Origin of the sequence: Streptomyces sp. NPDC047072 (assembly GCF_040643855.1) — a bacterium.
Lineage (GTDB): Bacteria > Actinomycetota > Actinomycetes > Streptomycetales > Streptomycetaceae > Streptomyces.
Map to the genome: position 1 here is coordinate 58,320 of NZ_JBEYVC010000024.1, position 12,290 is coordinate 70,609.

12 protein-coding genes are annotated in these 12,290 nt (G+C 71.8%); 5 read left to right on the forward strand and 7 right to left on the reverse strand.

All coding sequences use genetic code 11. From position 1 onward, the window contains the following. Position 1: 1 nt before the first annotated feature. Positions 2-454 (reverse strand): ATP-binding protein, encoded by a 453-nt coding sequence (locus ABZ896_RS13775; protein ID WP_360926892.1) that lies wholly within the window; start codon positions 452-454, stop codon positions 2-4. Between the two features lie 257 nt (positions 455-711). Between ABZ896_RS13775 and ABZ896_RS13780 the strand changes: the two genes are divergently transcribed. Beyond that, positions 712-1,539, forward strand: a complete 828-nt coding sequence (locus ABZ896_RS13780) for an enoyl-CoA hydratase family protein (protein ID WP_360926895.1) — start codon at positions 712-714, stop codon at positions 1,537-1,539. Further along, positions 1,524-3,812, forward strand: coding sequence for a bifunctional salicylyl-CoA 5-hydroxylase/oxidoreductase (locus ABZ896_RS13785; protein WP_360926898.1), 2,289 nt, complete (start codon positions 1,524-1,526; stop codon positions 3,810-3,812). Before ABZ896_RS13780 ends, ABZ896_RS13785 begins: the two co-directional genes overlap by 16 nt. Here ABZ896_RS13785 and ABZ896_RS13790 read toward each other — a convergent pair. From ABZ896_RS13790 to ABZ896_RS13810, 5 genes are all read right to left on the reverse strand, one after another. After that, the gene (locus ABZ896_RS13790) at positions 3,796-5,025 is read right to left on the reverse strand and encodes a GTP-binding protein (protein WP_360926901.1); all 1,230 of its coding nucleotides are present in this window, start codon (positions 5,023-5,025) and stop codon (positions 3,796-3,798) included. The genes ABZ896_RS13785 and ABZ896_RS13790 overlap by 17 nt on opposite strands. Then, complete coding sequence (gene cysD, locus ABZ896_RS13795) at positions 5,025-5,927, reverse strand: sulfate adenylyltransferase subunit CysD (protein ID WP_360926904.1); 903 nt, start codon at positions 5,925-5,927, stop codon at positions 5,025-5,027. The genes ABZ896_RS13790 and cysD overlap by 1 nt, the downstream gene beginning before the upstream one ends. Further along, entirely contained in the window at positions 5,924-6,475 is a 552-nt protein-coding gene (gene cysC, locus ABZ896_RS13800) for an adenylyl-sulfate kinase (protein ID WP_360926906.1), read from the reverse strand. Before cysC ends, cysD begins: the two co-directional genes overlap by 4 nt. Before the next feature lie 125 nt (positions 6,476-6,600). Further along, positions 6,601-7,413, reverse strand: a complete 813-nt coding sequence (locus ABZ896_RS13805) for a PaaX family transcriptional regulator C-terminal domain-containing protein (protein WP_360926909.1) — start codon at positions 7,411-7,413, stop codon at positions 6,601-6,603. A gap of 15 nt (positions 7,414-7,428) precedes the next feature. Then, positions 7,429-9,021, reverse strand: coding sequence for an AMP-binding protein (locus tag ABZ896_RS13810; protein ID WP_360926912.1), 1,593 nt, complete (start codon positions 9,019-9,021; stop codon positions 7,429-7,431). Positions 9,022-9,170: 149 nt separating this feature from the next. Here ABZ896_RS13810 and ABZ896_RS13815 point away from each other — a divergent pair, with 149 nt between their 5' ends. Both ABZ896_RS13815 and ABZ896_RS13820 read left to right on the forward strand, forming a co-directional pair. Further along, a complete protein-coding gene (locus ABZ896_RS13815; protein WP_360926915.1) occupies positions 9,171-10,652 on the forward strand; it encodes an acyl-CoA dehydrogenase family protein in 1,482 nt (493 codons plus the stop codon). After that, a complete protein-coding gene (locus tag ABZ896_RS13820) occupies positions 10,649-11,047 on the forward strand; it encodes a RidA family protein (RefSeq protein WP_360926918.1) in 399 nt (132 codons plus the stop codon). Before ABZ896_RS13815 ends, ABZ896_RS13820 begins: the two co-directional genes overlap by 4 nt. 18 nt (positions 11,048-11,065) lie before the next feature. Here ABZ896_RS13820 and ABZ896_RS13825 read toward each other — a convergent pair whose 3' ends face one another. Next, a complete protein-coding gene (locus ABZ896_RS13825; RefSeq protein WP_360926921.1) occupies positions 11,066-11,260 on the reverse strand; it encodes a DUF5999 family protein in 195 nt (64 codons plus the stop codon). 240 nt (positions 11,261-11,500) lie between these two features. Here ABZ896_RS13825 and ABZ896_RS13830 point away from each other — a divergent pair, with 240 nt between their 5' ends. Next, the gene (locus tag ABZ896_RS13830) at positions 11,501-11,920 is read left to right on the forward strand and encodes a DUF6299 family protein (protein WP_360926924.1); all 420 of its coding nucleotides are present in this window, start codon (positions 11,501-11,503) and stop codon (positions 11,918-11,920) included. The last annotated feature ends 370 nt before the right edge of the window (positions 11,921-12,290 follow it).

Here is a 12,290-nt window from a genome sequence, read left to right on the forward strand (position 1 = left end):
CTCAGACGGGCCGGCGCTGCTGCGGCACCGACGGCAGCCGGAACCACACCGCCTTGCCCGACTCGGTCGCCCGGTGTCCGCAGGACGAGCTGAGGGCGCGGATCAGCAGCAGACCGCGGCCGTGCTCCTGCCAGGGGTCAGGCTCTCGCTGGTCGGGGACGGTCAGATTGCCGGGCGGCGCCGGGTCCGGGTCGTGCACCTCGACCTGGCAGCCGCCGGGCAGCAGCTCCACGACCAGCTCTATCGGCGTCTCGCCGGCGGTGTGCTCCACCGCGTTCGCCACCAGCTCGGCCGTGAGCAGCTCCGCGGTGTCGCTGTCCGCCCCGTGCTCCAGCTCGGCCAGCGCGGTGCGCACCAGGGCGCGGGCCACGGGCACGGCCGCGGCGGAGTGCGGCAGCGCGATGCGCCACGAGGCGGAGGCTGAGGGGCGATCTTGCAAGGCGGTTCCGTTCATGAGCAGGCTGTCCTGCTTTCAACCGTATGAATGGTACGGCGCCGTCGGCAGGGGCTTCGGGCGGGCTCCGTCCGGGACCTTCGGCCCCGTTGCCGGGCGGCTTACCCGTAGCAACGGCTTGCCTCCCACGGCTGATCCCGCTGTTACCGCTCTATGGACGAGCCGTGACATCTCTATATCGCCCCCGTGACGACAGTCACGAATGAGTGATAACTTCGAAACGTGTCCGCGCCACCGTCCTGGGAGGCCAGCACGTCATGAGTCCCTTCACCGGCTCCGCCGCCCGCACCCCCCGCTGGCAGCACCTACGGGTGGACGTCGCCGACGGCGTCGCGACCGTCACCCTCGCCCGCCCCGAGAAACTCAACGCCCTCACCTTCGGCGCCTACGCCGACCTGCGCGACCTGCTCGCCGAGCTGTCCCGGGAGAAGGCGGTACGGGCCCTGGTGCTCACCGGCGAGGGGCGCGGCTTCTGCTCCGGCGGCGACGTCGACGAGATCATCGGCGCGACCCTCGGGATGGACACCGCCCAGCTCCTCGACTTCAACCGGATGACCGGGCAGGTGGTGCGCGCGGTACGGGAGTGTCCGTTCCCGGTGATCGCCGCGGTGCACGGCGTGGCGGCCGGCGCGGGCGCGGTCCTCGCCCTCGCGGCGGACTTCCGGGTGGCCGACCCCACCGCCCGCTTCGCCTTCCTCTTCACCCGGGTGGGCCTGTCGGGCGGCGACATGGGTGCGGCGTACCTGCTGCCGAGGGTGGTGGGCCTGGGCCACGCGACCCGCCTGCTGATGCTGGGCGACCAGGTCCGCGCACCGGAGGCCGAGCGCATCGGCCTGATCTCGGAACTGACGGAAGAGGGACAGGCCGACTCCGCGGCCCTGACCCTGGCCCGCCGCCTGGCGGACGGCCCCGCCCTGGCGTACGCCCAGACGAAGGCGCTCCTGACGGCGGAACTGGACATGCCGCTGGCGGCGGCGGTGGAGATGGACGCGGCGACCCAGGCGTTCCTGATGACGGGGGAGGACTACAGGGAGTTCCACGCGGCGTTCACGGAGAAGCGCCCTCCCAAATGGAGCGGACGGTGACGGCGGCGGCTCCGCGCGTTGCGGTCATCGGCGGCGGCCCCGGCGGTCTGTACGCGGCCGCCCTCCTGAAACGCCTCGACCCCCACCGCGAGGTGACCGTCTGGGAACGCAACGCCCCCGACGACACCTTCGGCTTCGGAGTGGTCCTCTCCGACGAGACCCTGGGTGGCATCGAACACGCCGACCGGGCCGTCTACGAGGCGATGCAGGCGGAGTTCGTCCGCTGGGACGACATAGACATCGTGCACAGAGGAGTACGGCACACCTCCGGAGGCCACGGTTTCGCCGCCCTCGGCAGAAAGCGCCTCCTGGAGATCCTCCACGACCGCTGCCGCACCCTCGGCGTGGACCTCCGCTTCCGCACCGAGGCCCCACCCGACCTGGACCGCACCCACGACCTCGTCATCGCGGCCGACGGAGTCAACAGCACCACCCGCGACGCCCACCAGCATGTGTTCCGCCCCCATGTGGCCACCCACCACTGCCGCTACATCTGGCTCGCCGCCGACTTCCCCTTCGACTCCTTCCGCATCGAGATCGCCGAGACCGAACACGGCGTGATGCAGCTCCACGGCTACCCCTACGCCCCCGACGCCTCCACCGTGATCGTCGAGATGCGCGAGGAGGTGTGGCGAGCGGCCGGCTTCGCCGAGCCGGACGTGTCCGAGTCCATCGACCGCTGCGCCAAGATCTTCGCCGACGCCCTCCACGGCCGCCCCCTGCGCTCCAACAAGTCCACCTGGACCAGCTTCCGCACGGTGGTCAACGAGCACTGGTCCCACGGCAACGTCGTCCTCCTCGGCGACGCCGCCCACACCGCGCACTTCTCCATCGGCTCCGGCACCAAGCTCGCCGTCGAGGACGCCCTCGCCCTGGCAGCCTGCCTGGAGGAGCAGCCGTCTCTCCCGGACGCGTTGGCCGCCTACGAGGAGGAGCGCAGACCCGTCGTCGCCTCCACCCAGCGCGCCGCCCGCGCCAGCCTGGAGTGGTTCGAGAACCTCGGCCGCTATCTCGACCAGCCGCCCCGCCAGTTCGCCTTCAACCTCCTCACCCGCAGCCGCCGCGTCACCCACGACAACCTCCGGCTGCGGGACGCCCGTTTCACCGAGTCCGTGGAGCGCGAGTTCGGCTGCCCCGCCGGTACGCCCCCGATGTTCACGCCGTTCCGGCTGCGCGGCCTGACCCTGCGCAACCGGGTCGTCGTCTCCCCGATGGACATGTACTCCGCCACCGACGGCCTCCCCGGCGACTTCCACCTGGTCCACCTCGGCGCCCGGGCCCTCGGCGGTGCGGGGCTCGTCATGACCGAGATGGTGTGCGTCTCGCCCGAGGGCCGGATCACACCCGGCTGCACCGGCCTCTACAACGGCGGACAGGGCGAGGCCTGGAAACGGATCACCGACTTCGTGCACCTCCGGGCTCCGGGCACCGCGATCGGCGTGCAGCTCGGACACAGCGGCCGCAAGGGCTCGACCAAGCTGATGTGGGAGGGCATCGACGAACCGCTGCCCGACGGCAACTGGCCGGTCGTGGCCCCGTCCCCGCTGCCGTACGGACCGGCCCACCAGACCCCGCGCGAACTCACCCGCGCCGAACTCGCCGACATCCGCGAGCAGTTCACCGCCGCCGCCCGGCGGGCCGCCCGCGCGGACTTCGATCTGCTCGAACTGCACTGCGCGCACGGCTACTTGCTGTCGAGTTTCCTCTCCCCGCTCACCAACCGGCGCACCGACGCCTACGGGGGCCCGCTCGCGAACCGGCTGCGGTTCCCCCTTGAAGTCTTCGACGCCATACGGGGGGTGTGGCCGGAGGAACGGCCCATGACCGTCCGCGTCTCCGCCACCGACTGGGCCGACGGCGGCACGTCGGCCGAGGACGCCGTCGAGATCGCCCGCGCCTTCGCCGCGCACGGCGCCGACGCGATCGACGTGTCCACCGGGCAGGTCGTCGCCGACGAGGAGCCGGAGTACGGGCGGTCGTACCAGACGCCGTACGCCGACCGGATCCGGCACGAGACGGGCGTACCGGTGATCGCGGTCGGGGCGATCTCCTCCTGGGACGACGTCAACTCCCTGATCCTGGCCGGGCGTACGGACCTGTGCGCACTCGCCCGCCCCCATCTCTACGACCCGAACTGGACCCTGCACGCGGCGGCCGAGCAGGGTTACGCCGGGCCGGGCGTCGTCTGGCCGGACCCGTACCGGGCGGGCAGCCGGCGTCCGCAGACGGGACGCACGGATGCCCCCAAACCCCGCCTCAGCCTCGGGAGTTGACCCCTTCTGCGGTGACCTCGGCCATGCCCGCCGTCAGCGTCGCCCCGTCCGCCGGATCGATCAGGATGAACGCGCCGGTGCGCCGGGAGACCGCGTAGTCGTCGAGCGCCAGCGGCTCGGCGGTGCGCAGGGTGATCCGGCCCAGATCGTTCACGGTCAGCTCGGTCGCGCCCGCCAGGTCCGCGACCAGCGCCTTCACGGTCCGGGTGGTGTGCCGGACCAGGACCCGGTCGCCGACCTTCAACGGCCGGTCGGCCAGGTGGCAGACGGCCGCCCGGACCTCCCGCGTGAGCGCCGGGACATCGACCCCGACGGTGATCATGTCACCGCGTGAGACGTCGAGTTGGTCCGCGAGCGTCATGCTCACCGACTGCGGCGCGTACGCCACCTCGGCCGGGTCGCCGAGCACGTCGATGCCGGTGATCGTCGAGGTCTCGCCGGACGGGTGCACGGTGACCCGGTCGCCGATCCGCAGCGCGCCCGAGACCAACTGGCCTGCGTAGTGCCGGAGTTCGCCGTCCCGGATGACGTACTGCACCGGGAAGCGGGCCGGGGCGTCGGTGGGCTCGACGCCCACCGGGACGTTCTCCAGGAACTCCAGCAGGGCCGGGCCGCCGTACCAGTCCATGTGCGCCGAGCGCTCCACGACGTTGTCGCCGACGAGCGCGGAGACCGGGATCGGAGTGAAGCCGGGCAGCCCCAACTCGGCGGCGTCGCCCGCGAAGTCCTCGACGATCCGGTCGAACTCCTGCTCCTCGTACCCCACCAGGTCCATCTTGTTGACCGCGAGCACCACGCGCGGGACGCGCAGCAGCGCGGCCACGGCGGCGTGGCGGCGGGTCTGCTCGACGACCCCGTTGCGCGCGTCGACGAGGATGATCGCGAGCTCGGCGGTGGAGGCGCCGGTGACCATGTTGCGGGTGTACTGCACATGGCCGGGGGTGTCGGCGAGGATGAACCGCCTGCGTGGGGTGGCGAAGTAGCGGTAGGCCACGTCGATGGTGATGCCCTGCTCGCGCTCGGCGCGCAGGCCGTCGGTGAGGAGCGCGAGGTCGGGGGCGCCCTGGCCGCGCGAGGCAGAAGCCCGCTCCACGGCCTCCAGCTGGTCGGTCAGCACCGACTTGGAGTCGTGCAGCAGCCGTCCGACCAGCGTGGACTTGCCGTCGTCGACGGAACCGGCGGTGGCGAACCGCAGCGTGTCGATGGTCGTCACTAGAAGTACCCTTCGCGCTTACGGTCTTCCATCGCCGCCTCGGACATCTTGTCGTCGGCGCGGGTGGCACCCCGCTCGGTGAGCCGGGACGCGGCGATCTCCGCGATCACCTTCTCGATGTCGTCGGCGTCGGAGTCGACCGCGCCCGTGCAGGACATGTCCCCGACGGTCCGGTAGCGGACCCGCCGCTTCTCGACGACCTCGTTCTCACGGGGGCCGCCCCACTCGCCGGCGGTCAGCCACATGCCGCCCCGCCGGAACACCTCGCGGTGGTGGGCGTAGTAGATCTCCGGCAGTGCGATGCCCTCGCGGGCGATGTACTGCCAGACGTCCAGCTCGGTCCAGTTGCTCAATGGAAACACGCGGACGTGTTCACCGGGCGCGTGGCGGCCGTTGTACAGGTTCCACAGCTCGGGGCGCTGGCGGCGCGGGTCCCACTGGGAGAACTCGTCGCGCAGCGAGAACACCCGCTCCTTGGCGCGGGCCTTCTCCTCGTCCCGGCGGCCACCGCCGAAGACCGCGTCGAAGCGTTCGGACTGGATCTTCTCGGTGAGCGGGACGGTCTGGAGGGGATTGCGGGTCCCGTCGGGGCGTTCGCGCAGCACACCGCGGTCGATGTAGTCCTGTACGGAGGCCACATGGAGGCGCAGCCCATACCGCTGGACGGTGCGGTCCCTGTACTCAAGGACCTCGGGGAAGTTGTGCCCGGTGTCGACGTGCAACAGCGAGAACGGGATCGCGGCGGGGGCGAACGCCTTGAGCGCCAGATGCAGCATGACGATGGAGTCCTTGCCGCCGGAGAAGAGAATCACCGGCCGCTCGAACTCGCCCGCCACCTCACGGAAGATGTGGACCGCCTCGGACTCCAGCGCGTCCAGGTGGGAGAGGGCGAAGTCCTTCACACCAGCCCCCGCTCCGCGAGCACCGCGTACACGGTGTCCGCCGACTCCTGGGGAGTCTGGTCCTGCGTCTTGAGCACCAGCGCGGGGTCCACGGGTTCCTCGTACGGGTCGTCGACGCCGGTCAGCCCGGACAGCGCGCCCGCCGCCTGACGGGCGTAGAGCCCCTTCACGTCCCGCTCGCTGCACACCTCGACCGGGGTCGCCACGTGCACCTCGACGTACGGCGTCCGGCTCGCCTCGTGCCGTTTGCGGACCGCCTCGCGGCTGTCGGCGTACGGCGCGATCACCGGGACGACGGACAGGACGCCGTTGCGCGCGAGCACCTCGGAGACCAGGCCGATCCGCTGCACGTTGGTGTTGCGGTCCTCCCGGGAGAAGCCGAGGCCGGCCGAGAGGAAGCGGCGGATCTCGTCGCCGTCCAGGACCTCCACCCGGCGCCCCTCGGACCTGAGACGGTCGCCCAGCAATCTGGCGATCGTCGTCTTGCCCGCGCTCGGCAGTCCCGTCAGCCAGACCGTGGCTCCCTGAGCCCTTGCCGTGGTGGTCATGCGCAACAGTCCTCTTTCCTACCCGGCGTACGACCCGTGGAACGGTAGGTAAGGAGTCTGAGAGGAACGATTAAGAAGCCTGAGGTTTGGCTGAGTGACTCCCGGTACTCAAGGGGCCACAGGGGTCAAAGGCTCACGAAGAGTGCCCCCGCGTCTCTGAGCCGCTCGTGCAGCCCCCGGAACACCGCCGTCGAGCGCGCGCCGGGCCAGTCCTCCGGGAGCAGCGCGGCGGGCAGCCCGGGGTCGGCGTAGGGGAGGTGGCGCCAGGAGTCCAGGGCGAGGAGGTAGTCGCGGTAGGCCTCCTCGGGCGGGGTGTCGGCCCGCTGCTCCCACGCGTGCAGCACGCGCGCGTGGCGGTCGAGGAAGTCCGCGTGCTCCTTGGCGATCGCGGCCAGGTCCCACCAGCGGGCCACCGCCTCGACGGTCGCCGCGAAACCGAGGTGCTCGCCGCGGAAGAAGTCGACGTACGGGTCGAGCCGCAGCCGTTCCAGCGTGTGCCGGGCCTCCTCGTAGAGCCGCGCGGGGGCGATCCAGACCCCGGGCGCCGCCGTGCCGAAGCCGAGGCCCGCGAGCCGGGAGCGCAGCACGTGCCGCTTCTGCCGCTCCGACTCCGGGACCGAGAACACGGCGAGCACCCAGCCCTCGTCGCCGGGCGCGGTCGCCGCGTAGATGCGCCGGTCGCCGTCGTCGAGCAACTGGCGGGCGTCCGGCGACAGTTCGTAACCGGCCGCGCCCTGTGCGGTTCTGGCCGGCAGCAGCAGTCCGCGCCGTTTGAGCCGGGACACCGAGGAGCGTACGGAGGGGGCGTCCACGCCGACCGCGGCCAGCAGCCGGATCAGCTCGGCGACCGGCACCGGGCCGGGTACGAAGCGGCCGTAGGCGCCGTAGAGCGTGACGATGAGAGACCGTGGTGCATGCTGGTCGGACACGTTGATCATCTTAGGTCTTGTGGATCACTGCTGGTCACCATCGGTGCGCAGCCGGAACCGCTGGAGTTTGCCGGTCGCGGTGCGCGGCAGCGCGTCGAGGAAGACGATCTCGCGCGGGCATTTGTAGGGCGCCAGTTCGGACTTGACGAACGCGCGCAGTGACTCGGCGTCCCGCTCGGCGCCCTCCTTGACGACGATGAAGGCCACGACCACCTGGCCGCGCGCCTCGTCGGCCCGCCCCACCACGGCCGCCTCGACCACGTCCGGGTGGCGCAGCAGCGCGTCCTCGACCTCGGGTCCGGCGATGTTGTAGCCCGCCGAGATGATCATGTCGTCCGCGCGGGCCACATAGCGGAAGTAGCCGTCGCTCTCTCGGACATACGTGTCACCGGTGACGTTCCAGCCGTCGCGGACGTACTCGCGTTGCCGGGGGTCGGCGAGATAGCGGCAGCCGACCGGGCCGCGCACGGCGAGCAGCCCGGGCTCGCCGTCCGGCAGCGGACGCCCGTCCGGGTCCTGCACGCGCGCGTACCAGCCCGGTACGGGCACTCCGGTCGTCCCGGGCCGGATGGCGTCGTCGGCCGCGGAGATGAAGATGTGCAGCAGCTCGGTGGCGCCGATGCCGTTGATGATCCTCAGGCCGGTCCGCTCCTGCCAGGCGGTCCAGGTGGCCGCGGGCAGGTTCTCGCCGGCCGAGACGCAGCGGCGCAGCGACGAGACGTCGTACGCGTCGAGTTCGCCGAGCATCGCGCGGTAGGCGGTGGGGGCGGTGAACAGCACCGAGACGCGGTGCTCGGCGATGGCGGGCAGCAGCTGCGGGGGACCGGCCTGTTCGAGGAGCAGCGAGCTCGCTCCGGCCCGCATCGGGAAGACCACCAGTCCGCCGAGCCCGAAGGTGAAGCCGAGCGGGGGAGAGCCCGCGAAGACATCGTCCACATGTGGCCTGAGCACATGCTTCGAGAAGGTGTCGGCTATCGCGAGCACATCCCGGTGGAAGTGCATGCACCCTTTGGGACGGCCGGTGGTCCCGGAGGTGAAGGCGATCAGCGCCACGTCGTCGGCCGCGGTGTCCACGGGGGTGTACGGCGTGTCGGGCGCCGTCCGGTTCAGCAGGTCGTCCGGGGCGTCGCCGCCGTACGTCGTGATCCTGAGCCCCGGTATCTCGGCCTTGGCGAGGTCGTCGACGGAGCGTATGTCGCACAGGGCGTGCTCTATGCGGGCCATCGCGCACATCGTGGCCAGCTCGTGCGGGCGCTGCTGGGCCAGCACCGTGACGGCGACGGCGCCCGCCTTCAGGACCGCCAGCCAGCAGGCCGCGAGCCAGGGCGTGGTCGGGCCGCGCAGCAGGACCCGGGCGCCGGGGACGACACCGAGACCGTCGCTCAGTGTGTGCGCGAGCCGGTCCACACGGGCGCGGAGTGTGCCGTACGTCCATGTGTCGCCGGCGGGGGTGTGGAAGACCGGGCGGTCCTCGGGCTGGCCCGTCAACAGCTCTCCGGCGCAGTTGAGCCGATCGGGGTAATGGAGTTCCGGCAGGTCGCAGCGGAGTTCCGGCCACTGGTCCGGGGGCGGGAGGTGGTCGCGCGCGAAGGTGTCGATGTGCGCCGAGACGGTCATGGCGGTTCGCCCCCTTGCCTCGTGGGCTGCCTTGTGGGCGTCGGTGCTGGGCGCCTGGGTGGGCTCGCATCAGGAGCGTATCGTGTTGGTGACGACAGTCAACGGCACGCGATATGGTCGAAGGGTCCTGTGGAGAGAGGGGACCGGCCGTGCCCGCATTCTCGCTCGAACCGTCACAGATCGCCCGGTGTGCGGAGCTGCGCGCCCTCGCCGCGGACCGGCTCCGCCCGCTCGCGGAGAAGGGCGAGCCGGGGCACGTGAACCGCCCGCTGGTCGCCGAGCTGGGGCAACTGGGCCTGCTGGACCGCCTGTTCACCTCCGGCGCCCTCGATCTGTGCCTCATGCGGGAGTCCCTCGCGTACGCCTGCACCGAGGCGGAGACGGCCCTAGCCCTCCAGGGCCTCGGCGCACACCCCGTCCACGCCTACGGCACCCCGGCCCAGCGGGAGCGGTGGCTACCCGGGGTACGGGAGGGAACCGTGATCGCGGCATTCGCGCTGAGCGAGCCGGGGGCGGGGTCGGACGCGGCGGCGCTGGGGTTGCGGGCGGCACGGGAGACGACCTCGGGGGTGGCTTCAGGGGCCGGATCCGGCGCTGTTTCGGCGGAGGGCGCGGCCGGGCTGCGGGGCGATTCCCCGGGAGGCGGCCGGGGAGGCGGGCGTGCCGAGACGCAGCCCTCCGGGCCAGCCGCTTCCGTGCCGCCCGCTTCCGTGCCGCCCGCTTCCGCGCTGGCCCCTTCCGGGTCGGCCGCTTCCGTGCCGCCCGCTTCCGTGCCGGCCGCTTCCGCGCCGCCTGCTTCTTCGTCGGCCGCCCCGTCAGACGCGGCCCCGCCGGTCGGTGATCCGCCGCCCCTCCCGCCCACCGCCACCCCCGACGGCCCCGCCCGCTGGCGGCTCGCGGGGGAGAAGTGCTGGATCTCCAACGCGCCCGAGGCCGACTTCTACACCGTCTTCGCGCGCACCACCCCCGGCGCGGGCGCTCGTGGGGTCACCGCCTTTCTCGTGCCCGCCGATCGTCCCGGCCTCACCGGTACGCCCCTCGACATGCTCTCGCCGCACCCCATCGGGGCCCTCGCCTTCGACGGTGTCCCCGTGACGGCCGACGACGTGCTCGGTGAGGTCGACCGCGGTTTCCGGGTCGCCATGGGCACCCTGAACCTCTTCCGCCCGAGCGTCGGCGCCTTCGCGGTCGGCATGGCGCAGGCGGCCCTCGACGCGACCCTCGCCCACACCGCCGGGCGGGACGCGTTCGGCGGCAAGTTGAAGGACCTCCAGTCGGTCGCGCACACCGTCGCCGAGATGTCCCTGCGCACGGAGGCCGCCCGCCTCATGGTCCACGCGGCGGCGACGGCGTACGACGAAGGCGACCCGGACGTCCCGAGGCGCGCGGCGATGGCGAAGCTGCTCGCCACCGAGACCGCGCAGTACGTCGTCGACACGGCCGTCCAACTGCACGGCGCCCGCGCGCTGCAGCGCGGCCACCTGCTGGAGCACCTGTACCGCGAGGTACGCGCACCCCGCATCTACGAGGGGGCGAGCGAGGTCCAACGGGGCATCATCGCCAGGGAGTTGTACGCGAGCGCGGCGGCCGCGGGCGCCGAGGCGGCCGTAGCGACGAAGGAGACCCCGTGAGTGCCGAGCGCATCAACCCGCCCGAACTCTCCCCGCCCACCGGCTTCTCGCACGCGGTCGTCGCCACCGGGTCCCGGGTGGTCTTCCTGGCGGGGCAGACGGCTCTGGACGCCGACGGCAAGGTGGTGGGCGAGACTCTCCCCGAGCAGTTCGCCAAAGCGCTCGGCAACCTGCTGACCGCCCTCGCGGCGGCGGGCGGCACACCGGCCGACCTCGCCCGCGTCACCGTCTACGCCACCGACATCGCCGCCTATCGTGCCCATGTCCGTGAACTCGGGGGCATCTGGCGGGAGCTGGCTGGCCGGGACTACCCGGCGATGGCGGTCGTGGAGGTCGTACGCCTGTGGGACGACCAGGCGGCCGTGGAACTCGACGGCTTCGCCGTGCTCCCCTGAGCGGAACCGGAAGAGCGGTCAGGCGGCGACGGCCAGCCTCGCGACGGGTACCCGGCACGGCGCCACGACCCGGCCGTCCGGCAGCAGCTCACCGGTGTCGTCGAAGACGATCGCCCCGTTGCACAGCAGGTTCCAGCCCTGCTCGGGGTGGGCGGCGACCACATGCGGGGCCGCGTTGTCGGACGCAGGGCACGAAGGCTGGTGAGAACACATGGCGCACCTCCACATCGGAAGGACCGCTCCTGTGGGGTCCGTCTCCGTATGGATAGACCATGCTCCCCTCGCGAACTCATCGGAACGGTCCGACGGGAAGCGTGACAACACGCGGACAACTCTCGGACCGTTCCACGACGCTCGATGCGGACTCGCCACGATGGAGTGACGATCACGGGCGTGAGGGCGTCCGACCGGTACCAGTGGAGTCCCTGATTCCTCTCACCCGGAAGGTCCCCCATGTCCGTTCGCCCCGCCCTCGCCGCCGCCACGCTGCTCCTGCTGGCCGCCCCCGCGGCGCCCGCGAGCGCCGACCCGTACGAGACGGTCACCGTCGACCCGGTCGGCCGTATCGCCGAGGACGGCACCGTCACCCTCTCCGGCACCTACCGCTGCACCGGCGGCACCGGCCCGGTCTTCGTCAGCTCGGCCGTCGGCCAGCGCTCCCCGTCGGTCCGGTACGGCATCGGCGGCACGCGAGCCGTCTGCGACGGCATGGAGCACGCCTGGGAGAACACCGGCAAGCCCACCCCGGGCGCCCTCGAACCGGGCGCGGCCTACGTCGACGCCACGCTCATGGAACTCCGGCCCGAGGGCGGCGTACCGCTGCCGCGCTTCCACGCGACGGAGAAGCAGGACATCACCCTCGCGCAGTCCTGACCCCCTCCCGCAGCGCCCCGTCCGCCTCATGGACGGGGCGCTGTGCTGTGTGAACTAGGTCACATGAGCGGGTGGCCGGGAGGTGCTCTCCCACCCGATGACCCGAGCGTGCGTACGCCTCGACTCACCCTGCGTAATCAGCCAAAACATCTATGTGGAGGTCCGGTGGAGCGGGGGCGGTCACCGCATCTTCTACGCGCGTAGTGGACTGGGCGTCCTAATCGTGCCCGCTGGAACGCGTACGGAATCTCTTGACCCCCGTCGGATTGCTCGGTTCCATGACTGACCATCTGAACGGCCGGGTCGGGACCCTGCCGCGAATCCCCACGCGCCACCCCGGAAGGAATTTCACTGGTGCCGCTCTCGTTCC